A 26,427-nucleotide genomic window follows, 5' to 3' on the forward strand; every position below is an offset into this window, starting at 1 on the left:
AATACGGGCATGGCCGACAGGTTGCAGGATTACCGCCGCAAGCGGGACGCCACGCGGACCCCGGAGCCGGTGCCCGCCCGACCACCCCGGCGGGGCCGCGACGACCGCTTCGTCATCCAGCAGCACCACGCCCGTCGACTGCACTGGGACCTGCGGCTGGAACGTGACGGCGTGCTGGTCTCCTGGGCGGTTCCCCGGGGGCTGCCACGCGATCAGGGTCGCAACCATCTGGCCGTGCACACCGAGGACCATCCCATGGAGTACCTCGACTTCGCCGGCGTCATCCCCGCCGGTGAGTACGGCGGCGGCCGGATGAACATCTTCGACCGGGGCCGGTACACCTGCGAGAAGTGGACCGACGACGAGGTGATGGTGACCCTGAGCGGGCGCCGGGTGTCGGGTCGCTACGTTCTCTTCGCCACCGGCGGCAAGGACTGGATGATCCGCCGGATGGATCCCCCACCGGCCGGCTGGAGCCCGATGCCGGGGCGGATCTCCCCGATGCTGCCCACGACCGCCGACGACCTGCCCACCGACGACACCGAGTGGGCGTACGAGATGTGGTGGTCCGGGCGGCGCGCGATCGGTTACGTGGACGGCGGCCGGCTCCGGCTGGTGGGTGCGGACGGGACGGACCTGACCGGGGAACACCGGCAGCTGCGGGCGCTCGCCGAGGAGTTGGCGCCGACCGAGGCGGTCCTCGACGGCGTGCTTGTCGACTTCGACGACGCCACGCAGTACCTGCTTGTGGATCTGCTCTGGCTGGAGGGCGCGCCAAGCGTCGAATTGACGTACGCCCAACGGCGGGAGTTGCTCGACGGCCTGGGCCTGGCGGGGCCGGCCTGGCAGACGCCGCCGTTCTTCCCCGGTGGCGGCCGGTACGCGTTGGACGCGAGCCGGGAGCAGGGGCTGGGCGGGTTGGTGGCCAAGCGCCGGGACAGTCGCTACGAGGCCGGCCACCGGTCCCCGAACTGGCTGCTGATCAGGAGTTAGCGGACGGGTGGGTGCCGCCCACCCGTCCGCTCGGCGGTCACGAGGCCGGGGGTTCGTCCTGGCCGGCGGCCTCCAGCCGGTCGGCCTCCTCCTTGGTGGCGTGCACCGCCTGGTCGGCGTGCTCGGGCGGCCCGTAGACGGTGTAGAGCACCAGCGGGTTGGGACCGGTGTTGACGAAGTTGTGCTTGGTGCCGGCCGGGACGACGACGAGGTCACCGGCGGCGACCGCCCGCTTCTCGCCGGCCACCCGCGCCTCGGCGGTGCCGCTGACGAAGGTGAGAATCTGGTCGGTGTCCTCGTGCACCTCTTCGCCGATCTCCCCACCCGGCGGGATGGTCATGATGACCAGCTGGGTGTGCTCCCCGGTCCACAGGACCCGCCGGAAGTCCGGACTCGTTTCGGCGACGGTGGCGATCGTGTAGTGCTCCATGCCTCGCGAGGTACCCCGGTTGAGCCCACTCGACGCGTGGCCGGGACATCTGGCACGAGCAGGTTTGAACCGGTTCGTGGCGGGGGACATCGGTGCTGGTCGGAAGGGTGGAGCCGGTTGAACCTCCGGCCGAGCCAGGTCCCCGCTGGTGTACTGCCGCAACGGCTGCGTCGGTGGGAGACGGCCAGAGCGCGGCGACGCCTGACGGCGGCGCCGCGCGCTCTGTGTCCCGGCCCGCCCGTTCCTGAGCCGCCGCTATCCAGGTCGATCAAGAGGTTCGCGTCAGGATCCGGGCAGATCCTGACGCGAACCTCTTGATCAAACGCGGACTCAGGGGACGAGTTGTCCGAGCGGACCCTCCAGGTCGGGGTAGTTACGCGTGCTCATGGCCTGTACGCCGGCCGTGTGGTCCCCGTTGAACGGCGTCTGCGCGCCCGGGCAACCGGCCGCCACCGCCTCCTCCGGCGAGTTGAACCAGAACCCGACGTGGTGCATGTGGATCGGCCCGAACGCCGGGTTGGTGGCGTCGTCATCCTCCGGATGCGGGGTGGGAGCCGGGCCGGGCGCGGGGGCGAGGGAGAAGGTCTCCACGTTGAACCGCCCGACCACGGTTATCCACGCCACGCCGTACCGGTTGGATCGCATGTCGCTCTGGTACCACGACACCCCGAACGGGAAATTGGGCAACTGCAGGATGAACAGGTCGAAGTTGGTATCGGGTGGCAGTCCCTCCGCCCGGATGGTCATCACCTCGTTGAAGCGCTTCGGATAGATCCGTACGGACGCGTGCGCGTCACGCAGGCAGTCGGCCGCCTCCGCGCCCTGTGCACGGACCATGGTGAAGGAGAAGCCGCGCCGGTTGTCGGCGGCGGCGGGAGCGCCGGTGATCCCCGAGGCGACGAGCGTGCTCACGGTCGCGGCGGCGGCGAGCGCGCCGATGACCCTGGTGCGGTTCTTCATGACGTCCTCCGTCTGGTGATGGGAGGCCGACCGGCCGCCCGAGCCGCGCGGGTCCTCGGGCGGCCGGCAGACCGGCGAACCGCACACTATGGCCATCAATCAGTACGAGGAACGCATCAGCCCTAGATCGGTCAATATGAGATGATATTCACCATGACGGATCGATACGCCGATCGAGATCGAGGTCGAGGTCGAGGTCGAGGTCGGCCACCACCGCGTAGTGATCCGACGGGTGCACCCCGTCGACGAGCCCGTCACCGGCGACGAACGCCTGGCGCACCGGCACCCGGGTACCCGGGCGCCCGGGCCGGGCCAACACGTAGTCGATCCGCCGGTCGATCAGGTGGCGCGCCTCCACCGGTGCGGACGGATGGGTCGAGCTGAGCGTGACGGCCCCGGGATCGCCGCTCCCGGCGACCCAGGTGTCGATCATGGAGGTGAAGAGCGGGCGCGCCTGGGCGACACCCGGCGGGGCGTTCAGGTCGGCGAGCAACAGCACGGGCAGCGGACCGTCCAGCGCCGGATCGGTGGCCAGCGCCGCCAGGGCCTCGGTCTGGGCGAGCTGGTCGGCCGCGTACTCCGGCTCCCACTCCACACAGGAGACAACCACGTGCAGCGGCCCGTCCGGGTGCGCGAGGGTGGCCACCATGGCCACCGGCGGCTCGCGGTGCGTGGCGGGCAGCCGATGTTCGCTTACCCGGTCGATGGGCCAGCGGCTGAGCAGGCCGAGCCCCAGCTCAACGCCGGCCTGCTCCGGGTGCTCGGGTGGGACGGGCACCGGGGGCAGCGACGGACCCGAGAACGCGGCGTGCAGGCCCAGCCGGCCACCCAGCTCGGCGGCCTGGGACGTCCGGTCGGTCGCCCACGACTCCTGGAGTCCGACCACGTCGGGACGCAGACCGGCCAAGACCGCCGCGATGCCCGGCTGCCGGTCCCGCCACCGCGGTCCGAACCGCCACCAGACGTTCCACGTCACAACGCGCATCCGGCTGACGCTACCGTCGCCGATCCAGCGGCGCCCGCCGAGCGACGGTGGCACGAATCATCGGACCGGCGCCGGCCGGCCAAGCTGCCCGGCGATCTCGTGCAGGTGATGGACGAACGCGTCGACCGCCGCCGGCCGGCCGCGCCCGGCGGGCGTGGCCGCGAAGATCCGGCGTACCGACGCGTCGTCCGGATGCAACCGCAGCAGGCTGATGTCGGTGGGAGTGGCCCGGACCGCGAGCGCCGGCAGCAGCGCGACGCCCAGCCCGGCCGCCACGCAACCGAGCTTGCCGGTCCACTCAGCCGCGACAATGTCGACCCGGGGCCGGAAACCGGGCCGCAGGCTGGCCCGCAGCAGCGTTTCCTCGGTGGTGGCCGAGCCGGCGATGAACGCGTCGTCGGCCAGTTCGGTGAGCCGCACGGTGCGCCTTCGGGCCAGCCGGTGGGTGCGCGGCACGGCGACCAGCAGCCGCTCGTCGAGCAGGTGCTCCAGGTCCACCCGGGCGGTGTCCAGGTGCTGGTCGGGGGCGGCGCTGACCACCGCCACGTCCGCGTCGCCCGCCCACAGCCGCTCCACCAGGGCGGGGGTGCGGCCCTCGACCAGAGACAGCTCCACCTTCGGGTACGCGTCGCGGAACGCGGCCAGCGCCCGGGGCACCAGCGCCGCCACCGACGTCGGGAAGGCGCCCACCCGGAGCCGGCCACCGGTCAGGCCACGGACCGCTGCCAGCTCGCGGCGTGCCGCGGTGAGCCGGTCCAGCACCGCTTCGGCGTGCGGCAACAGGCAGCGCCCCTCCTCGGTGAGCGCGACGCCGCGCGGCAGCCGGTCGAGCAGCCGCGCACCGGCCTCCGCCTCCAGGGTGGCGATCTGCCGGGACACGGCCGACTGGGTGTAGGCCAGCTCCTGCGCCGCGGCGGTGATGGATCCGTGCCGGGCGACAGTGCGGAACACCTCAAGCAGTTCCGTCTGCATGCCACGGCATGCTATCAACGCATGGATACCATGCGGCACATTCGTTGGTCGCATGACATGGCGCTGCCTACCGTGTCCGGCATGACGACAATCGCGGTCCTCGGGACCGGAAACATGGGCGCCGCGATGGCCCGCCGGCTGGCCACCACCGGCCACTCAGTCGTGGCGTGGAACCGGACCGCCTCCCGCGCCGCCGCCCTCACCGATGCCGGCGTACGAGCGGTCACCGCACCTGCCGACGCGGTCCGGGACGCCGAATTCGTCATCACCATGCTGAGCGACGCGATCGCCGTCGACGCGGCACTGTTCGGTGTCGACGGCGCGGCGACGGCCCTCTCCCCCGGAGCCTGCCTGATGCAGATGTCCACCATCGGCCCGGCGCAGGTAAGCGACGTGGCGGCCCGGCTGCCAGCCGGGATCCACCTGGTCGACGCGCCGGTCGCCGGCAGCGTCGGAGCCGCCGAGGCCGGCACGCTGCGGGTGCTCGCCGCAGGTGCCGACCCGGCTGTCGAGCGGGCCAGGCCGGCGCTGACCGCCCTCGGCACGATCGTCCCGTGCGGCCCGCTGGGTGCCGGGAGCGCGCTCAAACTGGTGCTGAACACCGCCCTGGTCACCGGGGTGGCGGCGGTGGCCGACGTGCTGGCCGTCGCCGACGCGGTGGGCCTCGACCGGGACGTCGCGCTCGGCCACCTCGACGCCGGCCCGCTGGGCGGTGCGGTCCAGCGCGTCCGGATGACCGGAGCGTCGTTCTCCCTCGCCCTCGCGGCCAAGGATCTCGACCTGGCCCTGGCCGAGGTCGGTCAGGCGGCCACGCCGGTGGCGTGGGCGGCGGCCGGGATGCTGCGCGACGCCCCGGACCCGACCGCCGACATCTCCGCTCTCGTTCCGTGAAACGACATCTCCGCGAGGCGACTCTCCGCTCCTCGTCAGTGAAACCAGCGACCCACGGCCCGTGAAACCCACGAAAGGATCTTCCGTGTCCGTCACCCTGGACAATCCCGCCGCCGTCGCCGCGCCGTTCGGCGACCGCTTCTCCCACGTCGCCCGCGTCGACCTCGGCGGAGACGCCGCGCTGCTGGTGCTCTCCGGCCAGGTCGGCTGCGACGACTCCGGCGCGATCGTGGAGCCCGGCGACATCACCGCCCAGTCCGAACGGATCTTCAAGCTGATCGAGGGGATCCTCGCCGCCCACGGCGCCACATTCGCCGACGTGGTCAACATCCGCACCTTCATGACCGACCTGGCGGGCGACCTGGCCGGCTACGCGGCGGTGCGCCGCCGGTACTTCACCGGTCCCCCACCGACCAGCACGACGGTCGAGGTGAACAAGCTGTTCCTGCCGGACGCGGTGATCGAGGTGGAGATCACCGCGGTCACCGGGCGGCCGGTCGGATGACCACCTGACCGATCTGCGGCAGCCGCACCCCGAGGTCCCGCACCTCGGCGGTCGCCGGGTCGACGGTGTGCAGTTGGCCGTCGAGCCCGGCGGCGAACAGCCACCGGCCGTCCGGCGACCAGGCCAGCGGGTTGAGGCTGGCGTCCACCGGCAGATCCACCGGGCGGTCGGCTCCGGAGCGCAGATCGAGCAGGTGGACCCGGGGCGACCCGCCAGGGCCGGCGACCAGCAGCGCCGCCCGGGCGGCGTCACCCGACACCACACCGCCGGACATGCCGACCCCGCCGGCCGGCAACCGGACCGGCCGGCGGGCGCCGCCGCGCTGCTCGATCAGGACCCCGCCGCAACGCAGCCGCTCGTCACACTCCCGGGCCAGCCAGTGGGTCGGCCCGACGGCCAGCAACTCGCCGGTGGTCATCCGGCGTACCCCGTCGGGCCGCAGGCTGTAGACGCCGCCGGTGGTGGCGATGGACGGATAGCCCGCGCCGTCCGGTTCCGCGAAGCCGCCGGTGCCGGGCGGGGCCGCGACCGCGACCCCCGTGTGCTTGCCGTCGAACCGAACCAGGAGCATCGCACCGCGGACGTCGTCGGCAGTCACCCACACCGACCCGGGGTCGGGACCAGGCAGCATCGGGCCGCTGCGGTTGAAGTCTTCGCGGGCCCGTTCCGCCGGCTTGCCGTCCGGGACCACGTAACCCGGCACCGCGTCGCGCGGCCGGATCACCACCAGATCCGGACCCACCAGGAAGTTCACCGCACCGCTGCTGGCCAGCGTCGGCACCGGGGTGACCGTCACCCGGCCCTTGGCGAACTCGATCCGGACCACCGAGTCGGGCCCCCGGCCGTACAGCTCGTAGCCGTCGGTGATCCCGAGCAGCGGGCGACCCACCTCGGTGACCACCGGCGCGGTCCCGGTCGGGGCCGTGGACGCCCCTGGGACCGCGGGGGAGCCGGTGGCGGACGGGGTGGTTACCGGTCGCTCCGGCCCGCCGTCGGTGCGTGCGTACACGGCCAACCCGATGCCGGCCAGCAGCACCAGCGGCAGCCAGAGCAACCAGGGCGGTCGCCGCCGTCGGGGCGTGCCGTCCTCCCGGATCGGTCCACCGATCTCGATGATGTCGCCTCGGTCCGGCCGGGCCTCGTCCCCCGTCACCGCGCCATCATCCGCCAGCTGCGCCGGCTACCGGGAAGGGGCGGTGGGCGAAGTCCGGCAGCGGCTCCCGGCTGTCCAGCCAGCCAGCGGGGATTCCGGCGGGTCCGGTGTACGCCCCGACGATGCCGCCGACGATGGCGGCCGTGGTGTCGACATCCCCACCCGCCTCCACGCAGGCGCTGATCGACGAGGAATAGTCGTCGAGGAACGTGGCCGCCGCCCAGAGCGCGAACGGCACGGTGTCCTGCGCCAACACCTGGGAACCGTTGCCCAACTCGTAGGCCGCCTCCGCCACGCTCGCGCCGAGCAGCCGGTGGGCGCGCTCGACCCCGGTCCGCACCCGGCTGTCGACCAGGTACGGCAGCACCAGGTCGAGGAAGACGCCCGGCTCGGGTCGGTCGCGCGTGTGGCGGGCCCAGCCGGCCTCGGCCGCGGCGACAGCCACGGCGACGGCCCCCAGCACGGCCTCGGCGTGGGCGTGGGTGACCTGCGCCGACCGCATCGCCTCCAGCGCCGCCGCACGAGAATCACCACAGTGGTACGCCCCGAGTGGGGCCACCCGCATCGCGGCGCCGTTTCCCATCGAGCCCTGCCCGCCGAAGGCGGCCCGGGAAGCCTCCGACCAGGCCACCCCTGCACGGATCTGCCGCAGGATGACGACGGCACCACCGCCGTACCCCCGGTATGGCTCGAACCGTTCGGCGAAGGCGGCGGCCAGCCGGTCCTGATCGATCGGCCCACCGTGCCGCAACTCGGCGACGACGGAACAGGCCATCTCGGTGTCGTCGGTCCACGGCCAGGGCCCGGGAGGCAGCCGTCCGGCGGCGAGGTCCGCGAACGAGTTGCCCGGTACGAAGAACTGGGCGCCCAGACTGTCGCCCACCGACAACCCGTCCAGGCTGTCGAAACAGAAGTCAAGATTGGTCATGTGGCACCCATCCTGCCACCCGGTGCCGCTGGCAGGCCAGGACCCTAGGTCCTAGGCGCGCATCCGGTGGACCGCGTCGACGGCGTACAGGCATGCCGCCCGCTGCTCCTCACCGGCCGGCGCGTCGGACTGCCCCGGAGCCTCGGCCAGCACCGGATCGGTCTCGGCACAGTCCGGTTGGGCCTGCGGGCACCGGGTACGGAACCGGCAGCCGCTCGGCGGGTCGACCGGACTGGGGATGTCGCCGGTGAGGATGATGCGCTGGCGCTGCCGCTCGACCCGCGGGTCGGCCACCGGCACCGCGGACAGCAGGGCCGCCGTGTAGGGGTGGGCGGGTCGCTGGTAGATATGGGCCGGCGAACCGGTCTCCACGATCCGACCGAGGTACATCACGGCGACGCGGTCGCTCATGTGCTCCACCGCCGCCAGGTCGTGGGCGATGAACAGGTAGGTGAGCCCGAGGTCCCGCTGGAGCCGCCGCAGCAGGTTCATGATCTGCGCCTGCACGCTGAGGTCGAGGGAGGCGATCGGCTCGTCCAGGACGATCAGGTCCGGCTCGCCGGCCAGGGCGCGCGCGATGCCGACCCGCTGCCGTTGGCCGCCGGACAGCTCGTGCGGGTGCCGGTCCGCCAGATCGGGGCGTAGTCCGACCATGTCCAGCAGTTCCTGGACCCGGCGCCGGCGGGCGGCGCCGCGCTCGGCGAGCCCGTGCACGACAAGGGGTTCGGCGATGCTGGCGGCCACCGTCCGGCGCGGGTCGAGGGAGGCGTGCGGATCCTGGAACACCATGGCGACCCGGCGCCGCAAACCGCGCAGCCGGCGCCGGGACCAGCCGGTAACGTCCTCGCCGGCCACCCTGATCCGCCCCGACGTCGGATCCACCAACCGCAGCAGCGCCAGGCCGGTCGTGGACTTGCCACTGCCGGACTCGCCGACCAGCCCGAGCGTCTCCCCCCGGTGGATCCGCAGCGACACTCCGTCCACCGCGCGCACCGCGCCACCGCGCCCGGGAAACCACACCTTCAGGTCGTCGAGTTCGGCGACGACGTCCGGAGCGGCCGACCCCGTGCCGGCCGAACCCGTCTCGCGGTCCTCGCCCGTGGTGGCCGAACCCGTTCCCCGGTCCTCGCCCGTCACGCCGTCCTCCCCGGATAGAAGGTGCGGACCCGGTGACCCGGGCCCACCTCGGTGAGCGGAGGCAGCTCGGTTTCGCAGCGGGCGTCGCCGCGGACCGGGCAGCGGGGCCAGAAGGCGCAGCCGGCGGGCAGGTCGAGCGGGCTCGGCGGGGCACCGGGAATCGCGGGCAGATCACCGCCGGCATGTGCCGGGTCGGGGCGGGCGGCGAGCAGGGCCCGGGTGTACGGGTGGGCAGGGCTGGCGAACACGTCGTCCACCTGCCCCTGCTCCACGATCCGTCCGCCGTACATGACGGCGACGGTGTCCGCGATCCCGGCCACCACGCCGAGATCGTGGGTGATCCAGACGACCGCCGTGCCGAGCCGCCGTTGCAGGTCGGCGACGAGTTCGATGATCTGCGCCTGGGTGGTGACGTCGAGCGCGGTGGTCGGTTCGTCGGCGATCAGCAGATCCGGTTCGCAGGCCAGCGCCATCGCGATCACCACCCGCTGCCGCATCCCGCCGGAGAACTGGTGCGGGTACGCGTCGATCCGCTGCCGCGCCGACGGAATGCCCACCAGGTCCAGCAGTTCGACGGCGCGTTCCCGGGCCTGCGCCCGGCTGAGCCCGAGGTGTTCCTCGCCGGCTTCGGCGACCTGCCGGCCCACCGTGAGCACGGGATTGAGCGAGGTCATCGGGTCCTGGAACACGAAGCCGATGTGCCGGCCGCGCATCCGGCGGCGACGGTCGGCCGGCATCGCGGTCAGGTCCTCGCCGAGCAGGCGCACCCGGCCCGTGATGCTGGCGGAACGGGGAGCCAACCCGGTGGCGGCCAGCACGCTCATGCTCTTGCCGCTGCCGGACTCACCCACCAGGGCGAAGGTCTCGCCCCGACCCACCGACCAGTCGACGCCAGCCACCGCGCGGGCCGGTCCCCGGCGGGTGCCGAGGGTAACGGTGAGGTCCTCGATGGACAGCACGGGTTCGGTCGTCATGTGGTGCTCCGGCGCGCTTCGCTGACGGTGAGCTGCCGCGGGTCCAGCACGTCCCGCAGCGCGTCACCGACCAGGTTGAAGGCGAGAACGGTGAGGAAGATCGCCGCGCCCGGGAACACCCCGAGCCACCAGGCGTCGGTGACGAAGCCGCGTCCGTCGAACAACATCCGTCCCCAGGACGGGTCGGGTGGCTGGATGCCCAGCCCGAGGAAGGACAGCGCCGCCTCGGACAGGATGGCGAACGCCAGGGACAGCGAGGTCTGGACGATGAGCGGCGCGGTGATGTTCGGCAGCACGTGACGGCGCATGATGCGCAGGTCGGACGTACCGATGGAAACCGCCGCCCGGACGAACACCTGCTCGCGGACGGAGAGCACGCTGGCGCGGGTGACCCGGGCGAAGATCGGCGTGTACACGACCCCGATGGCGACCATCGCGGTGGACAGGCCCGGTCCGAGGACGGCGACGATGGCCACCGCGAGCAGCAGCACCGGGAAGGCGAACAGCACGTCCATGCAGCGCATCAGGACGTTGTCGACCCAGCCGCGGTAGTAACCCGCGACCAGGCCGAGGAAGACCCCGACGACGAGGGCGATGCCGACGCTGACCACGCCGACCTGTAGCGACACGCGGGCCGCGACGAGGACCCGGCTCAGCACGTCCCGGCCCAGTTCGTCGGTGCCGAAGGGATGGGACCAGGTGGGTGGCCGCAGCATCTGGTCCACGTTCACGTCGTTGATCCCGTACGGGGCCAGCCACTGCCCGGCCACGCCCACCACCAGGAGGACGACCAGGACGACGGTGCCGACGACCGCCGGCGGATCGTGTCGCAGCGCGGACAGCACACGGCGCGCGGTGCTGTCGTGACCCGGACGCACGGCGGCGTCGTGATCCTGCCCCACGGTGCTGTCGTCACCCCCGCTCATCGCACTGAGATCCGCGGGTCGAGCCGGGCGTAGAGGATGTCGACAAGCAGGTTCACGAGCAGGAACAGGGCGGCCACCAGGAGCACCGCGCCCTGCAGGACCGGATAGTCCCGGGCCTGGACGGCGTCGTAGGTGAGCCGGCCGATGCCGGGCCAGGCGAACAGCACCTCGATGACGATGACGCCACCGAGCATGCTGGCGAGTTGCACCGCCACCACGGTGACCACCGGGATCAGGGCGTTTCGCAGCACATGCCGCAGCACCACGATCCGGGCCCGCAGCCCCTTCGCCTCGGCGGTCCGGACGTAGTCCTCGGCCAGCACCTCCAGCACCGAGGAGCGGATGAACCGGGTGAGGATCGACGCGGTGACGAGTCCGATGGTGGCCGCCGGCAGCAGGACGTGGGACGCCCAGCGCCCGGGGTCCTCGGTCAGCGCCACGTATCCGGACGGGGGCAACCAGCCCAGCACCCCGGCGAAGAGCAGGATGCCGAGAATGCCCATCCAGAAGTCGGGGACCGAGACCCCGAACTGGCTGAACACCCGCGCCGCGTGGTCGAACACCGAACCGCTGCGGACGGCCGAGAGCACGCCCAGCGGCAGGGCGATCAGCACGGCGAGCAGGAGGGCGGTGAAGGCGAGGGACAAGGTGGCCGGCAACCGGTCGAGCACGATGCTGCTGACCGGCTGCCCGCTGCGGAAGCTGACGCCGAGATCACCGGTGAGGGCATTGCCCACGTAGTTGACGTACTGCACGGGGATCGGGTCGTTCAACCCGGCGCGGTCGCGTAGCGCCTGGTAGGTGTCCGGGTCGAAGCGGGTGCCGAGGGCGACCCGGACCGGGTCGCCCGGCACCAGCTGCAGCAGCAGGAACACGACAAGCGTCACGCCGAGCAGGACCACGGCCGACTGGAGCAGCCGGCGCAGGATGAACCGCCCCATGTCGTACGTCAGCTCACCCGGCGAGGCCGACGTCGCGGAACCGGATCGCCCGGTCGGTACGGGCCTCGTATCCGGAAACCTTCGGCGACCAGCCCTGCACCACGTCCGGGTTGTAGAGGTAGATGTAGCTGGCGTCGTCGACGATCTGCTTGGCCGCCTGGTCGTAGAGCTGCTTGCGGGCTCCCTGGTCCGTCTGCGTGCGGGCCTGGTCGAGCAGCTTGTCCACGGCGGGGTTGGCGTACTTGTGGAAGTTGAAGGTGCCCTTGCTGTGGTGCTGGGCGTAGTAGAACTCGTCCGGGTCGACGTTGCCGAGCCAGCCGAGCATGAAGGCGTCGAAGTTGCCCTTGCCCTGCTCGTCGAGCCACTGCGCGAAGTCCAGCGTACGGATGTTGACGGTGATGCCGATCTCCTTGAGCTGAGCGGCGATCACCTGGGCGGCGGTGACGGTCTCCGGGTACTCGCTGGTGACCATGAGATCCATTGTCAGCCCGCTGACACCGGCCTGGCCGAGCAACTGCCTGGCCTGGTCGAGATTGCGGTTGTAGGGCGCGTAGTCGTAGTACCAGGTTTCGCTGCTGCGCGGGATCGCGGTCTGGTTCACCGTGGCGAGCCCGAACTTCGCGGCCTTGGTGATCGCCTCCCGGTCCAGCGCGAAGGCGATCGCCCGCCGCACGTTCACGTCGCTGTACGGCTTGCGTGCCTGGTTGAGTGCCAGGTACCAGTAGTCGCTGGAGGGCACCCGCTGGACGGTGATGTCATCGCTCTCGCTGAGGGCGGGCACCTGTTGCGGCGGCAGGTTGTCGGTCCACTGCACCTGCCCGCTCTGCAGGTTCTGCAGGGCCACCGTCGGGTCCTTCACGAAGCTGAAGGTGACGCCGGACAGTTTCGGCTTCTCGCCCCAGTAGTTGTCGTTGCGGGTCAGCTTGATGCTGTCGCCGGAGGTGTAGCTCGCCACCTGGAACGGCCCGCTGCCGACCGGCTTGGTGGTGATGTCGTTGGACTCCACGTTGGCCTGCTGCACGATCGCGACGCCCTTGAAGCCGCCGAGGTTGGCCAGCAGGTTCGGGGTCGGGGCGGAGAGCTCGACGACCACGGTGGCCGGGTCGGGCGCGGTCACGGACTTCACAGTGCCGAACTTGTACGCGTTGTTCAGCTTCTCGTTGATGATCCGGTCGTACGAGTACTTCACGTCCTTGGACGTCAGCGGCGAGCCGTCGGAGAACGTGAGCCCGTCGCGCAGGGTGAAGGTCCAGGTGAGCTGGTCGTCGCTGGTGGTCCACTTGGTGGCCAGGGACGGCTTCATCTCCAGGTTGGCGTCCGGCTCGACAAGCGTGTCGAAGACGTTCTCCAGCACCTGGAAGCTGTAGTAGGCCGAGGTCTTGTGCGGGTCGAGTTGGTCCGGCTCGCCGCCGATGGCGGCGTTGAGGGTTCCGCCGGCACCGCCGCCGTTCGCCCCCTCGCCGTCGACGTCGACGCTTTCGCCACCGCTGCATCCGGCCAGCACCCCGAGAGTCAGCGCCAGCGCGGCGCCAGCCAACCGGTGTCTCGTCGTCGTCAGCACTGTCCCCCCTCGGCCTTCAAGATAATGAAGATGAATCATGCTCGCCACCAGGGTGGATGTCAACCGATCGAGATCAGAAGGATGGCGGCGTGACCACCCCGAGGATGATCGCCGGCTCGGTCGACCGGTTGGCGTACCAGTGCGGCCGGGACGCCTCGTACGTGATCGAGTCGCCCTCGTCGAGCGTGTACCGGTCGCCGCCGACCACCACGTCGATCCGGCCCGACAGGAGGTGCACGCACTCCTCCCCGTCGTGCAGGAACGGTTTCGCCCGGTTCGTCCAGCCGGGCGGCACCTGGGTCCGCAGGACTTCGAGCTTGCCCTGCAATCCAGGGGTCAGCAACTCGTAGACCAGATCCCCCTCCGGCAGGTGCAACCGCTTGCGCTGCCCGGCCCGGACCACCATGCCGCTGCTGGGCGGCCCCTGGACGAAGTGCGCCACCGGCAGCCCGAGCGCTTCGGCCAGCTTGCGCAGCGTCAGGAACGACGGATTGCCCTGTCCGCGTTCCACCTGGCTGATCAGGCCGGCGCTGACGTTCGCGGCCCGGGCGAGCACCTCCACGGTCATGCCGCGGGCGCGACGGGCGGTCCGGACCGCCGCGCCGAGGGCGGCCAGATCGAAGTCCGAGGCGGTCGCCGTCACCGCACGCCAGCCGAGGTCCGCATGATCTCCCGCCTTACATCGTCCGCCAGCACCACGTCCGGCTTCACTATGTCGAAGTCGGCGCGAGGAAGCTAGCAGCAGAACCGGCTGGTCGGCACACGCGTTCGGCGGCGACGACCTCGAATCGACCACTAGCCGGACTATGCGAGATTCACCCTGATTCAGCCGGGTTCGCCGCCCTGACTGCCCGTTTCGCCTCTGCCCAGGCACCAGTTGCACGGCGCGCGCGACGACTGGTCGCGAGAACCCGCCGGCGACTCAACCCACAGTGAATCCGAGCGTCTGGGCGAGCACCACGGCCTGCTCGGGGTTGATCCGCGCGCCAGTGATCGTGGCGGCGCGCGCGTCGAGCGCGCTCAGGTCACTCCCCCGCAGGTCACACCCCGACAGGTTGGTCCCGCGCAGCACGGCGCCGGACAGGTCCACGTCCACGAGGGACGCTTCGGAGCAGTTGACGCCGCTGAGGTCGACCTCCCGCATCCGCACCGCCTGGATGCTGACGCCGCGCAGGTCAGCGCCGGACAACGTGACGAACGACCAGTCGCCGCCGGTGATCCGCAGCGGGCGCGCATCGCAGTCGACGAACGCGCTGCCGGTCAACTTGCACCCGGCGAACTCGGCGTCGAAGAGGTTACATCGAGTGAAGGTGCAGCGCAGGAACGCCGAGTCGGTGTGCCGGGAGGCGTTGAACGTGACGTTGCCGAAGGTGCAGTCGGTGAAGGTGCAACTGCGGAGATCGGCCTCGCTCAGGTCAACGCGCTGGAATTCGCAGTTCGCGTACGCCCGGTCCGCCAGCTCCTCGCCGTACCAGTCCAGGTCGCGGAATGTCTCACCGTCGATCACGTCGGCCACCCGCGTCACGCTACCGGCAGCCGGTGACAACATACGTCCGCCCGGTCTCCCCGGAACCGGGGAGACCGGGCGGACGAGTTTGCTCGCCTGTCCGCGCGGTCAGGCCTGGGGCTGCTCGGCGAAGCCGAACTGGACGGCACCCTGCTCGTCAACCGCCGCGTCGAGGGCCTTGTCATCGAGCAGTTGGGCAGCGTCGGGGTCAAGGAAGATCCGGGCGCCGGAGTTGTCCACCACCTGGTCGCCCTGGGCCGGTTGCTCGGCGAGGGCCAGGGTGAGTGCGCCTGCCTGCTGGTCGGTGGCGATCCGCAGGCCGGCGCCGTCCGGCACCTGCTGCTGGGTGGTCAGATCACGAATCACCAGCACGGCGTTGTCGGTCAGCGTAAGCATGAAGTCTCCTCGTGGGGGTTCTCGTTCACGGTCACCCGGCACGGGCTGCGGTAGCCCTCGGCGAGCACACGGGGAAATGCCCGGCATCAGGCGCGCACCGCGCCCGGAAAGGGGCAAGATCGTTCGTTATCGAAATGGGCAAATCAACGGCCGTTCGCAACCCACCATGCCCGCTGCCGCCGGATGCGTCAAATCGGGCCGGCAGGGCCGCGCGCCATGGCCGCCACCCGCGCCCGCACACCACCTCGCAATATCCGGTGTTTTTCCTGGTTACGGCCCCGACGTCACCTAGTGTGACGCCAGGAGGTCGTCATGGAGAGCCCCAACCGGTACGCCGCGGAGTTCCTCGGCACCCTGCTGCTGGTCTTCTTCGGCGTCGGCAGCGCCATCGCCGCCCTGGTCGAGGGCGGTGTGGTGGTCGTCGCTCTGAGCTTCGGCTTCATCATGCTCGTGCTGGCCTACACGCTCTTTCCGCTCTCCGGAAGCCATCTCAACCCGGCCGTCACCCTGGGCGTACTCCTCAGCGGCAAGATCACCATTCAGGGCGCGATCGCGTACTGGATCGCCCAGTTCCTCGGCTCACTTGTCGCGTCGTTCATCCTCTGGGGGCTGGTGAACTGGGGTGACGTGGTGGACCAGACCGGGGCGCTGGGCACCAACTCGTACGGGACGAACATCAACATGGGCGGCGCGATGGTGCTGGAGACGATCCTCACCTTCCTGTTCGTCCTCGTGGTGCTGGTGGTGACAAGTCGCACGGAGTACGCGGGCTTCGTCGGCCTCGTGGTGGGCATCGCACTCGCCGTGGTGCACCTGGTAGGAATCACCCTGGACGGCACCTCCGTCAACCCGGCCCGGTCGTTCGGTCCGGCGATCTTCGAGGGCGGCAAGGCCCTCTCCCAGCTCTGGCTGTTCATCCTCTTCCCACTGCTCGGCGGTCTGCTCGCGGCGCTGGTGGCCCCGCTGGTGCTCAAGGGCATGCCGACCCGGCACGGCCCACACCCCGACGGTCCCCACCCCACCGCGTGACCGCCGAGGCCGTCAACGCGGGCCGGGCGAAGTGATCACGGCGATCTGGAGAGCCAGCATCTGGTCGCGGCGCTTGCGGGTGAGCACCGCGAAGCACACGGCGAGTACCACCAGGTCGGGCCATTGGCCCTCCACCTCGGCCTCGACGGCACCACCGGCGAAAGCCCGGGTACGAGCGGCGATCCGACCCGTGCCGCTCGCCAGCGTGCCGCGGTACTGGCGCAGATTCCGGCCCAGGTTCCAGCGGACCGGACCGCCCACTCCGGTGATCTGCGCGTGCGGTGGCTCGAGCCGCAGGTGCGGCCGGTCGGCCGGCCCTGCGGTCACCCGGCACCGGCCACGGGCACCGGCCCGGGCCGTCCAGACACCACTCGCGGCGCGGAGTTCGGCGGTGGCCAGTCCCCGGCCGGTGTGCATCGTGCCGACGGGTCGGCCCGCCACGTCGTGGGCCGCCCACGTTCCCCGGCCGGTGCGTCGAACGATAAGCGTTGTGGTCATGTGCGAACGGTAGGCAGCCGCCGGGCGGCGAACATCGGCGTGCGGACGGAGGCACGGACCGGACTCTCAGTCTCCCGGCCGAGGTGACGCCCCGGCGGCGTACTGCGGCTCGGCGGTCGCGGACCGGCCGCCCGCCCTTGGTCGATCCCCGACCGGTGCGGATCGGCGACCGATACGGCAGCGCACCACCCCGAGCACCCCCGTGGCCGGCACCGCCCCGAACTGCCGCGAGTCGCGGCTGAGCGGGGCGTTGTCGCCGAGCACCACGAACGTGGCCGGTGCGACCACCCCGGGTCCCCGCAACCACTCCGGCAGCACGCCGGGCACCGGGTCGCCGGCCACGGCAGCCACCCGCTTCACCAGCCACGGCGCGCTCCGACGCCCCGTGGAGTCGCCGCGTCGACACGTTTCCGCCACCCGCAGCACGATCACGTCACCGCGCCGGATCCGGCCGGTCGGCACCCGGCGTACCAGCAACCGGTCGCCGGGGAGGAACGTCGGCGCCATGCTCAGCCCGGTCACCGTGACGAGGACCACCCGGCGGCGCAACGCCACCAGGCTGACGACGAGCAGCAGTAGCACCGTGCCGACCAGGGGTGCCGTCATGGCATGGCCTCCGCCGTCATGGGGCGGTAGCCCGCCGCCTGCAATTCGAACAGACCCGCGTACGCACCACCGAGGGCCATCAGCTCGGCATGGCTTCCGCGTTCGGTGACCTCGCCACCGGCAAGCACCACGATCACATCGGCCTCCCTGACCACGCCCAATCGGTGGGAGATCAGCAGTCCGGTGCGGCCCTGCCGGACCGCGCGCAGCCTGGTGTGGACGTCGTGTTCCGCCTCGGCGTCCAGTGCCGAACTCGGTTCGTCGAGGATGAGCAGGTCCGCCCGGTCGAGAAGGACGCCGCGGGCGATGGCCAGGCGTTGCTGCTGACCGCCCGAAAGCACCACGCCGGCGTCCGGGTCGTCCTCGCCCGGCTCGGCGAAGAAACTTCGGGTGAGCAGCGTCTCGTACCCTCGGGGTAGCCGGCGCAGGACGTCGTGGACGCCCGCGGTTCGCGCGGCGCCCTCGATCCTGGCCCGGTCGGTCAACGCCGTGAGATCGCCCATGGCGATGTTCTCGCGCACCGACAGGTCGTAGGCCACGGCGTCCTGGAACACGGTACGGATCCGGGCCCGCAACTCGACCGGATCGAACTCCCGCAGGTCCACCCCGTCCCAGAGCACAGCCCCCCGGTCGGGGTCGTAGAGCCGGCACAGGAGCTTGACCAGGGTCGACTTTCCGGCGCCGTTGAGGCCGACCACCGCGGTGGTCCGTCCGGCCGGGATCAGCAGGTCCACGCCGCGAAGGACCCAGGGTTGGTCGTCGGCGTACCGGAACCAGACGTCGCGCAGCTCGATTGTGGACCGCAGCCCGGGCACGGGACGGGGATGTGCCGGCACGGGCAGGTCTGGGCCCGCGTCGACGACGACCAGGTAGTGCCGGAACAGCAGGAGCGCCTGGTAACCGGAAACCGTGTCGGTGACGAGGCCGGCGAGGGCGGCCTGGACGCTGCCGACCGCGGCCACCACCAGCACGACGCTGCCGATGGACAGCTCGCCGGTCACCGCCGAGCGGACCGCGAACAGCAGGAGTCCGCCGGTGACCAACGCGCTCAGCAGCGCCAGAGCGGCCTGCACGGTCAGTTCGCGCCGGTCGACCCGGCGATGTTCCCGGTTGATGGTGCGGATCTCCGTGGTCATCCGCCGCCACAGGTACCGCCCCACTCCCAGCAGCCGGACCTCCTTGGCGGCGTCCGCGTTGGTGAGCAGGCTTGCGAAGAACAGTTCCCGGCGTTGCGCCGGCCCGATCCGCGCCATCATGTCGGCCCGCCGCCGGCTCACCGCGACCTCGGCCACCATCGCCGGTGCGGCACTGGCCAGCACCACCACCGCCACCCACGGCCCGAGCAGGAGCAACGTGCCGGCGAAGCCGAGCACGACGATCAGCGACCGCAGCAGGCCGAGGCCACTGTCGACCACTTCACCCGGGCCGTTGATCCCGGAGGACTGGGCCGTCTGCAGGTGGTCGAGGAACGCGGGGTCCTCGAACCGGTCAAGGCCGGTGAACCGGTCCACGGCGGCGTACAGCCGGCCCGTGCACTCCAGCCGTACCCGCCGTTCCAGCTCCAACCGCAGGTAGCGGTTGGCGTGTGGGGAGAGCGCGGCGGTGACGCCCACCGCGGCGAGTGCCACGGTGAGTCCCACGATGTCCCCCCACCGGACCGGAGCCACGGCGAGGCGGTCCACCACCGCCTTTGTCAGCCAGGCCGCGGCGAGCGGGGTCAACCCGCCCACCACCTGGACGGCGAGGTAGCCGGTCAGGTGGTGGGGCGCGGCGCGGCGGGCAAGCGACACGGCGCGAGCCGCGGACCGAACGACCATGGTCCGGCTCAGCCGATCGCCGGCACGGCCGTACTGTCAACCTCGGTGATCGACGACAGCTCGTAGTCCGACACCTGGACCCTGCCATCCTGCACAAGGACGAATGCCGGGAAGCCCTCGACGGCGAAGGCCCGCTGCACCGGGCCCTGATCTGCCTCCACCACCACGGTGGCTACCGGCTGGAGTTGGCCAACGAGCGGGCTGGCCTCCTCCGGCGTACCGGAGACGACGGCCAGCACACCGTTACGGCCCCCGGGCCGGCTGGCCGCGTACGCGACGAAGCGAGGCAGCCGCTCCTTGCAGGGGGTGCAGGACGGGGAGAAGAAGCCGAGCAACGGGCGACTGCCAAGCGATTCGAGGGTGATCGGGTGTCCGTCGACGGTCTCGGCGGTAAACCCGTCGACCCGCGTTCCGGCGGGCAGGGCGATGTTGTCGTCCCGGGTATTTCTGCCGCGCAGTGTGGCCAGTTCCTCGGTGTGTTCCCGCAGTCGCCTGACAACGCCGAAGGTGAAGAGCAGATTGACGGCGGCCAGCAGCCCGATCAGGGCGCTCACAACATCTGAATAGTTCATCGGGCTCCTCGGCACGTGACGGGTTGGCATCAAGTCGAGCGGGATTGGCCGCCGGACCCGCTGGATCGCGGGTTCCGGCGGCCGGTGGGCATCAGCAGCCGTCGCCGACGCGCCGGCACGACTTGCACCCGAATACCGGGCAGCAGTACTGGGTGTAGAGCGTGATGCCGCGGCAGTAGCAGAACTTCTCGTAGCACGTGTCTGCCGCCTGGGCCTCGATCCGGGGCACGACCATGCCCACGATCCGGTCGGCCAGCGTCGTCACCATCCGAGTCACCGGAACCTCCTCCGTATCTGGTCGCGCCATGCGACCGATTCACCCATCTAAATCGGATGGGTAACCCCTCACCACGACGTTGAGCAGGACGTTCATCTGGACCTTCGACCGGACGTCAGGCCGGACGTTGGACCCGACACGTCGGTTGTCGACACCGTCCGGCGCCGGCCCGGTGATATTGATCGAAGCAATCCGGCGGCCGTCCGTTACGCTGCCGATCGCACCATTCGGGGAGGTGTCCATGGATAGGTTCGCGAACTTACTCAAGCACCATCGGGTGGCCCGGCGGATGACTCAGGAAACACTCGCCGAGCAGGCCGGTGTCAGCTCCCGATCGATCGGCGAGATGGAACGAGGTCGACGATGCCCGCGGCCCCGCACCATCGAGCAGTTGGCCGTCGCGCTCCGACTGGCCGGCGACGCGCGGGCGGAGTTCGTGGAGATCGGGCTGCTCCAGCACTGGTCGGGCCGGGTGACCCGGGCCAGCGGCCCGGTCAATGACCGCCCCACGGCCGCCCCGGCACGGTCCGGCGCGACCGAACCGGACGCGGCGACTCGACCGGATGTGCCGGCTCCCCGCGGACTGCCAGGCGATCTGCCCGACTTCGTCGGCCGCGAGAGTGAGCTGCGCACCCTGCGCGCCGCGCTGAGTCCCGCCGCCGGAGAGGCTCGGTTCGTCGCCATCTCCGGCCCGGCCGGAATCGGCAAGAGCGCGCTCGCGGTGCACCTGGCGCACGCCGTCGCGTCGTGGTTTCCGGACGGTCAGGTATTCGTCGCACTCGACGGGTCGGCCACGGCGGATCCGGCCGAGGCGATAGGACGGTTACTCCACACGCTCGACCCGGGCCTGGCCCGGGTCCCGCCCGATCCCCACGCCCGAGCCGCGCTCCTGCGGTCGACGCTGGCCGGCCGTCGGCTTCTGCTGGTCCTCGACGGAGCGGTGGGTCACGCCCAGGTGATGCCATTCCTGCCGACCGCGGATTCGGCCGTCATCGTCACCAGCCGGTTGCCGCTGACCGGACTGCCCGGCGTCACCACCGTCGACCTGCCTCCGCTGACCGTCCCGGATTCGATTCGCCTGCTGAGCAACATCGCCGGGGAACGACGTGTCGTCGAAGACCTCGGTGCCGTGGGCGAACTGGTCGCGATCTGCGGGGGGCTGCCTCTCGCCGTACGGATCCTGGGCGCCAAGCTGTCCGTCCATCCACGCTGGACGGCCGGCGCGTTGCTGGCCCGGTTGGCCGACGAAAGGTACAGGCTGGACGAGTTGAGCCACGGCGACCTGGCGATCCGGCCCCGGCTGCGCGAGTCCCACCGGTCCCTGTCTCCCCTCGCCGCCACGGCGTTCGGGCTGCTCGGCGGGTTGGAGCTGAGCAGCTTCACCGAGTGGATGTCGACGCGACTGGTCGGCCTCGACCGGCCGGCCGGTGGTGCCGTGCTCCGGGAACTGCTCGACGCCCGGTTGGTCAGCGATGCCGGCCTCGACGTGCTCGGACAGCCGCGCTTTCGGCTACCGGCGGTGGTCCGGCTCTACGCCCGGGAACACCACCCGGCAGCGGTCCGGACGGTGCCGTGGCATGCCGCCCTGGAGCGCGTGGTCGACGGGTGGCTGGTGTTGGCCCGGGTCGCCGTGGCGGAAATGCTGTCCCGCGCCGCCCGGGGGACGGTCACCGAGGCGGTGCCGGTCCACTGTCCGGAGCGGGTGTCCGTGACGGTGGCCCGCGATCCGGTCGCCTGGTTCGCCGCCGAGCGGGAGGTGATGGCCGACATGGTGCGGGTGTTGCGGGACGCGGGGTTGGAAGACGCGGCAATGGCCATTGACGAACACCGCGACAGACTGCGCGCGTTACTCGGGTGAGCACCGGCCGGACCGCGGGCGCCCTGATGAGGGCCTGCTGGTCAGCACATGGTGCATAGAGCACCTTCGTGGCAGCATCACCGCATGCATCGCCATCACTTCATCCGGGGCCTCGCGCTTGCCGCGCTCGTCGGGCTCGCCGGCACCACGGCCTCCCCCACCGCCACCGCACAGGCGCCGACGCCGGCCGAGACCCGGCTGGCCGCCACGATAGACGGAATCCTCGCTGACGGCCGGTTGGCCGGCGCCCAGGCCGGTGTCGTGGTCGTCGACACCTCCACCGGCCGGGTGCTCTACAACCGCAACGGGGACCGTCGACTGCTTCCGGCGTCCAACGCCAAGCTGCTCACCTCCGCCGCCGCCCTGGAGATCCTCGGCGATGATCACCGATTCACCACGGAGGTCCGCGTCAACAGCCCCCGGCGCGGCAAGGTTCTGCGCGGTGACCTCTACCTGCGTGGAACCGGTGACCCGACCATGCTGGCCGCCGACTACGACCGGTTGGCCGCCCAGGTCTCGGCCGCTGGCATCCGGACGGTCATGGGCAACCTGGTCGCCGACGACACCTGGTTCGACGCCACCCGGCTCGGTTCCGACTGGGCCTGGGACGACGAGACCGCGTACTACGCCGCTCAGGTCTCCGCGCTCACCGTCGCGCCGGACACCGACTACGACGCCGGCAACGTGATCGTGACGGCCACCCCGGGCGTCACCGCCGGCTCGCCGCCAACGATCACCATGACCCCACCCAACGGGTACGTGAAGATCGAGAACCGCGCCTCGACCGTGGCCACCGGCAGCGACACCATCTCGTTCGAGCGTCAGCACGGCACGAACACCATCGTGGTCACCGGCCAGCTCGCGGTCGACGGGAGCGCGAGCAGTGACTGGATCTCCGTCTGGGAACCGACCGGGCTGGCCGCCGACGTCTTCCGGCGGGCGCTCACCGCCCACGGCGTCCGCGTGCTGGGCGGCACCGTCCCGGGCCGGGCCACCCCGGCGGGGGCGACGCCGGTCGCCACGCATCGATCGATGCCGCTGACCGACCTGATGGTGCCGTTCCTCAAGCTGTCCAACAACGGGCACGCCGAAGTGCTGACCAAGTCCATCGGGCGGCGGGTCGCGGACGCGGGCACCTGGCCGGCCGGGTTGACCGGCATCCGCGACTATGCCGCGAGTGTCGGCGTGGACACCGCCACCCTTCGGCTCGCCGACGGCTCCGGTCTGTCCCGGCGCAGCCTCGTGCCGCCCGCCGAGTTCACCGACCTGCTGGTCGCCGCGCGCGCGGAGCCATGGTTCCAGTCCTGGTACGCGGCGTTGCCCATCGCCGGTAACGCGGACCGCTTCGTCGGTGGCACCCTGCGCAATCGGATGCGAGGAACGCCCGCGGCGGACAACGTGCACGCCAAGACGGGAAGCTTGACCGGGGTGTCCTCGCTGTCCGGCTACGTCACCGACGCCGACGGACATGTGCTTGCCTTCTCGATCCTGATGAACAACTACCTCGCCTCCTCGGTCACGGGGTTGCAGGACTCGATCGCGATCACGCTGGCGACGTACTCGGCCTCGGCGAGCGGCACGACGAGCCTGGCGCCTCCCGCGGCGCCCACCGCTCCCGCGGCGCCCGATGGGCTGGAGTGTTCCTGGGTCAAGCCGATATCCTGCTGATCTTGCGACGAGAGGCCCCTGCCTTCGTTGGGACTGTCGGGCCCTCGACTGCGGCACGCCGTCCCTGGGCTCAGGTGCCACCGGTGGCGGACCTCGCCGGGGACACCGGATGCGAGGGTTCAGCTGGCGCGCTGCCAGGGTAGCGGCAGGCAGGCTCCGATGTGGTCGTAGCGCAGGGCGCATCGGTGCCCACGAGGCAGCGGGCGGTCGCAGAAGACCGGGTGCCGGACCATCAACCGGTCCTTCTCGGTGAGGGTCGCCCCGGTGAAGTCGATGGCGGCGGAGACCTGCCCGCCCACTGTGTCCCGCAGCTGCTCGACCAGGCGGGCCGCCGCGTCGAACGAGGTCAGTCGGGTGGGTAGGTGGATCACCCAGTGCCGGGGGGTCACCGGTACTCCCCCGGCTCGTGGTTGATCGGCCATTGCAGGTCGGGAATTCCGCAGTGTCGGTGCCAGGTCTGCCAGTGGTGCAGCGCGACCCGCAACCGTTCGATCTCGGCCTGCCCGGCCACGAGTTCGCGGTGCAGTAGGTCGATCTCGTCGGCCGCCCGTTCCAGGAAGTCGTAGACCTCGCTCGGGTCCAGGCCGCCCCGGCGCCACGGCCGGGCCCGGAACCGAGGCCGGCGTACCTCGTACACGTCGAGCCGGCCGTGCGGCCGACCCTCGCCCATGCCGTGCCGCTTCCGCTCGATCACCGCTGGTTCACCGCCCTTCTTCCGGGCGCGTCCGGGTTCACCGACCGCCACCCCCGACGCCGTGCCTTACCGATCTTCTCCAGCAGCAAGGTACGGAGGTTCGCCACTCCGACGACGGACAAACTGTCCTATCGACAGGACTTGAGGTCCCCAGTGGACGTTCGGTCGGCCGGCGGGCTACCGGCCGACCCTTCCGACGGCCCGGCCGGTCACCAGAGCGGACGCAGTGGCGGCAGCCGGTCGCCGGCGAGATCACGGATCAGTGCGGCCAGGTCGACCCGCAGCGCGGCCACGACGGCCGGTCCCAGCCTCCCCGCGATCTCCGCCTCCAACTCGTGCAGGGCCTGTCCGGCAACGGCGAGATGCGCGTGGGCCCGATCGGTGAGCACCACCAGCCGGCGCCGGCCACCCAACGGGTGCGGCTCCCGGCGGACGTACCCGCGCCGCTCGAGTTCGTCGACGAGTTGCCCGGCGGCCTGTTTGGTCACCCCGAGCCGGTCGGCCAGTTCGGAGCTTGTGGCACCGCCGCCGCGCAGCACCTGGAAGGCCAGTCCGTGCACGGGCCGCAGGTCGCGGTGTCCGGCCGCCTCGATCCGGCGGAGGAACTCGGCGAGCACGAGTTGGAAGCCCATCCCGAGCAGAAAGGTCAGCTCGGCGTCGGCCAACGGGTCGTCGTCATCGGCTGCGGTCACCCGACCATCTTGACACGAGCGAATCAATCCCCTTTACTCATGCAAGTAAAGCAGGTTGACTTAAGGAGCCGCCGTGCGCGTCGTCACCGACACCCAGACCACCACCACCCCCAACGGACAGATGACCACCCTCGCCGCCCCGAGCGTGGGCAGCCGAGAGCTGAGCCTGTGGCGGGTCCGGATGGCCGCCGGGGCGCGCGGCCCGCTGCACACCATCGACCGCGAACAGGTCTTCATGCCGCTGGCCGGATCGTTCACCATCACCGTGGCGGGCACCGCCACGACCGTCGGCACCGGCACGACGGCCATCCTGCCCGCCGGCGCGCAACGTCAGGTCGCCGTCCTCGACGGCCCCGCCGAGGCGCTAGTCTGCATGCCGAGCGCCGGCCGGGTCACCGTGCCGGATGAGCCGGCGTCCCGACCGCTCCCGTGGGCCGCGTAGCCCCCGCACACCGCCGGCACGGCGGCAGCGTCGCCGCGCGGTAGGCCAGCGCGGCGACGCCCAGCCCGAACCCCCAGATCCAGTACGCGGGCATCGCCACCCAGAAGAACGCCAGGGGCAGACCGAGACCCCGCGATTCGCCCCGCGCCGTCTCGACCGCCAGCTGCGCGATGCCCACCCCGAAATAGACGACCAGACCGGCCGACAGGACGAATGCCGGGCCCAGCGGCAGCCACCGGGGGACCCGGCGGCCGGCCAGCGGCCGCACCCAACGCGGCCAACGCCGCCCCCACGTATGCACCAGAGCCAGCGGCAACAGCACCCCCGCCAGCAGGAACCCCACCTCGAACGCGACGACCGAGGCGCCGCCCGCGAACGGGGTACGGCCGAACTCCACCGCGAGTTGGGCAGCCAACCGGACCAGGCAACCGGCGACCGCCAGGTAACCGGCGATCCAACCCCACCACGGCGTGCCAGGTCCACGCGCCGACGACCGGCAGGACCGACACCCGGCGCTCCGCCACAGAGGCCGCTGGCCGACGAGGAAAAGGCCGAGCAGTCCCGCCCCGCCGACGGCACCCAGCCGGGTCACCGCCGCGCCGGCGTGCCACGGTAGGCCCAATCCGGGTAGCGCCCGTCCGACCAGGTCCAGCAGCAGCATCGGGGCGGTGGCGACGAGGCCGACGACCACCAGCCACGCCGCGACCAGCACGGGCGTCGACGAGCGGATCCGGGACAGCACCACCCCGATCGCGGCGGCCGCCACCGCGAGCCCACCCGCCAGGGCATGCGTCGCCGTGACGTCCGAGTGAGGCGGGGGGAACGTCGGGGCGGCACCGGCCGCCCAGATCAGTCGCAGCCCGCCGTACCCCGTGCCCCAGACCACGACGACCAGCGGCAACCAGCGGACGCGTGCCGGCCACGTCCCGGCGTCCGACTCGTCCGCAGCGTTTCCGGGCGGAACCAGCGGCTCGCCGCGGATATCGGTCGACATGGCTCGACCATCCCCGCTCCG

30 protein-coding genes are annotated in these 26,427 nt (G+C 71.3%); 7 read left to right on the forward strand and 23 right to left on the reverse strand.

The genetic code is table 11. From position 1 onward, the window contains the following. The first annotated feature begins 9 nt into the window (after positions 1–9). Positions 10–993 carry a DNA polymerase ligase N-terminal domain-containing protein gene (locus ACFQUZ_RS17145; protein ID WP_377443229.1) on the forward strand — a complete coding sequence of 328 codons (984 nt, stop codon included), beginning with the start codon at positions 10–12 and terminating at the stop codon, positions 991–993. Between the two features lie 37 nt (positions 994–1,030). Here ACFQUZ_RS17145 and ACFQUZ_RS17150 read toward each other — a convergent pair whose 3' ends face one another. The 4 genes from ACFQUZ_RS17150 to ACFQUZ_RS17165 form a co-directional block, all read right to left on the reverse strand. Beyond that, positions 1,031–1,423, reverse strand: coding sequence for a cupin domain-containing protein (locus tag ACFQUZ_RS17150; RefSeq protein WP_377443231.1), 393 nt, complete (start codon positions 1,421–1,423; stop codon positions 1,031–1,033). 330 nt (positions 1,424–1,753) lie between these two features. Beyond that, a complete protein-coding gene (locus tag ACFQUZ_RS17155) occupies positions 1,754–2,383 on the reverse strand; it encodes a hypothetical protein (protein WP_377443233.1) in 630 nt (209 codons plus the stop codon). A 148-nt stretch (positions 2,384–2,531) separates the two neighbouring features. Continuing rightward, positions 2,532–3,368: an endonuclease/exonuclease/phosphatase family protein gene (locus ACFQUZ_RS17160; RefSeq protein ID WP_377443235.1), complete on the reverse strand. Its 837-nt coding sequence runs from the start codon at positions 3,366–3,368 to the stop codon at positions 2,532–2,534. 57 nt (positions 3,369–3,425) lie between these two features. Beyond that, on the reverse strand, positions 3,426–4,340 hold the full coding sequence (locus ACFQUZ_RS17165; RefSeq protein ID WP_377443237.1) for a LysR family transcriptional regulator: 915 nt from the start codon (positions 4,338–4,340) through the stop codon (positions 3,426–3,428). Positions 4,341–4,421: 81 nt separating this feature from the next. On the opposite strand from ACFQUZ_RS17165, the gene ACFQUZ_RS17170 reads away from it, so the two are divergent. Both ACFQUZ_RS17170 and ACFQUZ_RS17175 read left to right on the forward strand, forming a co-directional pair. Continuing rightward, positions 4,422–5,231 (forward strand): NAD(P)-dependent oxidoreductase, encoded by an 810-nt coding sequence (locus tag ACFQUZ_RS17170; RefSeq protein ID WP_377443239.1) that lies wholly within the window; start codon positions 4,422–4,424, stop codon positions 5,229–5,231. A gap of 85 nt (positions 5,232–5,316) precedes the next feature. Next, positions 5,317–5,736, forward strand: a complete 420-nt coding sequence (locus tag ACFQUZ_RS17175) for a RidA family protein (protein WP_377443241.1) — start codon at positions 5,317–5,319, stop codon at positions 5,734–5,736. On the opposite strand, the gene ACFQUZ_RS17180 is transcribed toward ACFQUZ_RS17175, so the two are convergent. The 10 genes from ACFQUZ_RS17180 to ACFQUZ_RS17225 form a co-directional block, all read right to left on the reverse strand. Continuing rightward, positions 5,714–6,889 (reverse strand): hypothetical protein, encoded by a 1,176-nt coding sequence (locus ACFQUZ_RS17180; RefSeq protein ID WP_377443243.1) that lies wholly within the window; start codon positions 6,887–6,889, stop codon positions 5,714–5,716. The two genes, ACFQUZ_RS17175 and ACFQUZ_RS17180, sit on opposite strands and share 23 nt — an antisense overlap. Before the next feature lie 7 nt (positions 6,890–6,896). Then, positions 6,897–7,817, reverse strand: a complete 921-nt coding sequence (locus ACFQUZ_RS17185) for an ADP-ribosylglycohydrolase family protein (protein WP_377443245.1) — start codon at positions 7,815–7,817, stop codon at positions 6,897–6,899. Between the two features lie 51 nt (positions 7,818–7,868). After that, positions 7,869–8,843, reverse strand: a complete 975-nt coding sequence (locus ACFQUZ_RS17190; protein ID WP_377443423.1) for an ABC transporter ATP-binding protein — start codon at positions 8,841–8,843, stop codon at positions 7,869–7,871. A gap of 107 nt (positions 8,844–8,950) precedes the next feature. Next, positions 8,951–9,928, reverse strand: a complete 978-nt coding sequence (locus ACFQUZ_RS17195) for an ABC transporter ATP-binding protein (RefSeq protein ID WP_377443247.1) — start codon at positions 9,926–9,928, stop codon at positions 8,951–8,953. Beyond that, complete coding sequence (locus ACFQUZ_RS17200; RefSeq protein ID WP_377443249.1) at positions 9,925–10,854, reverse strand: ABC transporter permease; 930 nt, start codon at positions 10,852–10,854, stop codon at positions 9,925–9,927. The genes ACFQUZ_RS17195 and ACFQUZ_RS17200 overlap by 4 nt, the downstream gene beginning before the upstream one ends. Then, entirely contained in the window at positions 10,851–11,795 is a 945-nt protein-coding gene (locus ACFQUZ_RS17205) for an ABC transporter permease (RefSeq protein WP_377443251.1), read from the reverse strand. Before ACFQUZ_RS17205 ends, ACFQUZ_RS17200 begins: the two co-directional genes overlap by 4 nt. Before the next feature lie 13 nt (positions 11,796–11,808). After that, positions 11,809–13,353 (reverse strand): ABC transporter substrate-binding protein, encoded by a 1,545-nt coding sequence (locus ACFQUZ_RS17210; protein ID WP_377443425.1) that lies wholly within the window; start codon positions 13,351–13,353, stop codon positions 11,809–11,811. A gap of 76 nt (positions 13,354–13,429) precedes the next feature. Further along, on the reverse strand, positions 13,430–13,999 hold the full coding sequence (locus ACFQUZ_RS17215) for a helix-turn-helix domain-containing protein (protein ID WP_377443253.1): 570 nt from the start codon (positions 13,997–13,999) through the stop codon (positions 13,430–13,432). A gap of 279 nt (positions 14,000–14,278) precedes the next feature. Then, positions 14,279–14,872, reverse strand: a complete 594-nt coding sequence (locus tag ACFQUZ_RS17220) for a pentapeptide repeat-containing protein (protein WP_377443255.1) — start codon at positions 14,870–14,872, stop codon at positions 14,279–14,281. A gap of 99 nt (positions 14,873–14,971) precedes the next feature. Continuing rightward, a complete protein-coding gene (locus ACFQUZ_RS17225) occupies positions 14,972–15,259 on the reverse strand; it encodes a HesB/IscA family protein (protein ID WP_377443257.1) in 288 nt (95 codons plus the stop codon). 312 nt (positions 15,260–15,571) lie between these two features. Here ACFQUZ_RS17225 and ACFQUZ_RS17230 point away from each other — a divergent pair, with 312 nt between their 5' ends. After that, the gene (locus tag ACFQUZ_RS17230; protein WP_377443259.1) at positions 15,572–16,288 is read left to right on the forward strand and encodes an MIP/aquaporin family protein; all 717 of its coding nucleotides are present in this window, start codon (positions 15,572–15,574) and stop codon (positions 16,286–16,288) included. 12 nt (positions 16,289–16,300) lie between these two features. Here ACFQUZ_RS17230 and ACFQUZ_RS17235 read toward each other — a convergent pair whose 3' ends face one another. From ACFQUZ_RS17235 to ACFQUZ_RS17255, 5 genes are all read right to left on the reverse strand, one after another. Next, positions 16,301–16,786: a hypothetical protein gene (locus ACFQUZ_RS17235; protein WP_377443261.1), complete on the reverse strand. Its 486-nt coding sequence runs from the start codon at positions 16,784–16,786 to the stop codon at positions 16,301–16,303. A 66-nt stretch (positions 16,787–16,852) separates the two neighbouring features. Then, positions 16,853–17,392: a S26 family signal peptidase gene (locus ACFQUZ_RS17240; protein ID WP_377443263.1), complete on the reverse strand. Its 540-nt coding sequence runs from the start codon at positions 17,390–17,392 to the stop codon at positions 16,853–16,855. Further along, a complete protein-coding gene (locus tag ACFQUZ_RS17245; protein WP_377443265.1) occupies positions 17,389–19,209 on the reverse strand; it encodes an ABC transporter ATP-binding protein in 1,821 nt (606 codons plus the stop codon). Before ACFQUZ_RS17245 ends, ACFQUZ_RS17240 begins: the two co-directional genes overlap by 4 nt. 8 nt (positions 19,210–19,217) lie before the next feature. Further along, positions 19,218–19,781, reverse strand: coding sequence for a TlpA family protein disulfide reductase (locus ACFQUZ_RS17250; RefSeq protein WP_377443267.1), 564 nt, complete (start codon positions 19,779–19,781; stop codon positions 19,218–19,220). A gap of 91 nt (positions 19,782–19,872) precedes the next feature. Next, a complete protein-coding gene (locus ACFQUZ_RS17255; RefSeq protein WP_377443269.1) occupies positions 19,873–20,058 on the reverse strand; it encodes a hypothetical protein in 186 nt (61 codons plus the stop codon). Positions 20,059–20,299: 241 nt separating this feature from the next. On the opposite strand from ACFQUZ_RS17255, the gene ACFQUZ_RS17260 reads away from it, so the two are divergent. Both ACFQUZ_RS17260 and dacB read left to right on the forward strand, forming a co-directional pair. Further along, positions 20,300–21,916, forward strand: a complete 1,617-nt coding sequence (locus tag ACFQUZ_RS17260) for a helix-turn-helix domain-containing protein (protein WP_377443271.1) — start codon at positions 20,300–20,302, stop codon at positions 21,914–21,916. Between the two features lie 84 nt (positions 21,917–22,000). After that, positions 22,001–23,584: a D-alanyl-D-alanine carboxypeptidase/D-alanyl-D-alanine-endopeptidase gene (gene dacB, locus ACFQUZ_RS17265; RefSeq protein ID WP_377443273.1), complete on the forward strand. Its 1,584-nt coding sequence runs from the start codon at positions 22,001–22,003 to the stop codon at positions 23,582–23,584. Between the two features lie 119 nt (positions 23,585–23,703). Here the strand turns inward: dacB and ACFQUZ_RS17270 are convergent, their stop codons facing one another. The 3 genes from ACFQUZ_RS17270 to ACFQUZ_RS17280 all read right to left on the reverse strand — a co-directional run bounded on the left by ACFQUZ_RS17270 (position 23,704) and on the right by ACFQUZ_RS17280 (position 24,970). Then, positions 23,704–23,973 carry a hypothetical protein gene (locus ACFQUZ_RS17270; protein ID WP_377443275.1) on the reverse strand — a complete coding sequence of 90 codons (270 nt, stop codon included), beginning with the start codon at positions 23,971–23,973 and terminating at the stop codon, positions 23,704–23,706. Beyond that, complete coding sequence (locus tag ACFQUZ_RS17275; RefSeq protein ID WP_377443277.1) at positions 23,970–24,278, reverse strand: DivIVA domain-containing protein; 309 nt, start codon at positions 24,276–24,278, stop codon at positions 23,970–23,972. Before ACFQUZ_RS17275 ends, ACFQUZ_RS17270 begins: the two co-directional genes overlap by 4 nt. A 209-nt stretch (positions 24,279–24,487) precedes the next feature. Further along, the gene (locus ACFQUZ_RS17280; protein WP_377443279.1) at positions 24,488–24,970 is read right to left on the reverse strand and encodes a MarR family winged helix-turn-helix transcriptional regulator; all 483 of its coding nucleotides are present in this window, start codon (positions 24,968–24,970) and stop codon (positions 24,488–24,490) included. Positions 24,971–25,043: 73 nt separating this feature from the next. On the opposite strand from ACFQUZ_RS17280, the gene ACFQUZ_RS17285 reads away from it, so the two are divergent. Further along, a complete protein-coding gene (locus ACFQUZ_RS17285; RefSeq protein WP_377443281.1) occupies positions 25,044–25,412 on the forward strand; it encodes a cupin domain-containing protein in 369 nt (122 codons plus the stop codon). On the opposite strand, the gene ACFQUZ_RS17290 is transcribed toward ACFQUZ_RS17285, so the two are convergent. Beyond that, entirely contained in the window at positions 25,363–26,406 is a 1,044-nt protein-coding gene (locus ACFQUZ_RS17290) for a hypothetical protein (RefSeq protein WP_377443283.1), read from the reverse strand. The two genes, ACFQUZ_RS17285 and ACFQUZ_RS17290, sit on opposite strands and share 50 nt — an antisense overlap. Between the last annotated feature and the right edge of the window lie 21 nt (positions 26,407–26,427).

It is taken from the genome of Plantactinospora sp. GCM10030261 (genome assembly GCF_042666615.1).
Classification (GTDB): Bacteria; Actinomycetota; Actinomycetes; order Mycobacteriales; family Micromonosporaceae; genus KBS50.

Coding starts and splice junctions, on each gene's coding strand:
- ACFQUZ_RS17240 (WP_377443263.1), bottom strand. CDS start 17,392: ATGACGGCACCCCTGGTCGGCACGGTGCTACTGCTGCTCGTCGTCAGC.
- ACFQUZ_RS17290 (WP_377443283.1), bottom strand. CDS start 26,406: ATGTCGACCGATATCCGCGGCGAGCCGCTGGTTCCGCCCGGAAACGCT.
- ACFQUZ_RS17200 (WP_377443249.1), bottom strand. CDS start 10,854: ATGAGCGGGGGTGACGACAGCACCGTGGGGCAGGATCACGACGCCGCC.
- dacB (WP_377443273.1), top strand. CDS start 22,001: ATGCATCGCCATCACTTCATCCGGGGCCTCGCGCTTGCCGCGCTCGTC.
- ACFQUZ_RS17260 (WP_377443271.1), top strand. CDS start 20,300: ATGGATAGGTTCGCGAACTTACTCAAGCACCATCGGGTGGCCCGGCGG.
- ACFQUZ_RS17160 (WP_377443235.1), bottom strand. CDS start 3,368: ATGCGCGTTGTGACGTGGAACGTCTGGTGGCGGTTCGGACCGCGGTGG.
- ACFQUZ_RS17195 (WP_377443247.1), bottom strand. CDS start 9,928: ATGACGACCGAACCCGTGCTGTCCATCGAGGACCTCACCGTTACCCTC.
- ACFQUZ_RS17155 (WP_377443233.1), bottom strand. CDS start 2,383: ATGAAGAACCGCACCAGGGTCATCGGCGCGCTCGCCGCCGCCGCGACC.
- ACFQUZ_RS17235 (WP_377443261.1), bottom strand. CDS start 16,786: ATGACCACAACGCTTATCGTTCGACGCACCGGCCGGGGAACGTGGGCG.
- ACFQUZ_RS17145 (WP_377443229.1), top strand. CDS start 10: ATGGCCGACAGGTTGCAGGATTACCGCCGCAAGCGGGACGCCACGCGG.
- ACFQUZ_RS17225 (WP_377443257.1), bottom strand. CDS start 15,259: ATGCTTACGCTGACCGACAACGCCGTGCTGGTGATTCGTGATCTGACC.
- ACFQUZ_RS17150 (WP_377443231.1), bottom strand. CDS start 1,423: ATGGAGCACTACACGATCGCCACCGTCGCCGAAACGAGTCCGGACTTC.
- ACFQUZ_RS17165 (WP_377443237.1), bottom strand. CDS start 4,340: ATGCAGACGGAACTGCTTGAGGTGTTCCGCACTGTCGCCCGGCACGGA.
- ACFQUZ_RS17170 (WP_377443239.1), top strand. CDS start 4,422: ATGACGACAATCGCGGTCCTCGGGACCGGAAACATGGGCGCCGCGATG.
- ACFQUZ_RS17185 (WP_377443245.1), bottom strand. CDS start 7,817: ATGACCAATCTTGACTTCTGTTTCGACAGCCTGGACGGGTTGTCGGTG.
- ACFQUZ_RS17205 (WP_377443251.1), bottom strand. CDS start 11,795: ATGGGGCGGTTCATCCTGCGCCGGCTGCTCCAGTCGGCCGTGGTCCTG.
- ACFQUZ_RS17245 (WP_377443265.1), bottom strand. CDS start 19,209: ATGGTCGTTCGGTCCGCGGCTCGCGCCGTGTCGCTTGCCCGCCGCGCC.
- ACFQUZ_RS17230 (WP_377443259.1), top strand. CDS start 15,572: ATGGAGAGCCCCAACCGGTACGCCGCGGAGTTCCTCGGCACCCTGCTG.
- ACFQUZ_RS17250 (WP_377443267.1), bottom strand. CDS start 19,781: ATGAACTATTCAGATGTTGTGAGCGCCCTGATCGGGCTGCTGGCCGCC.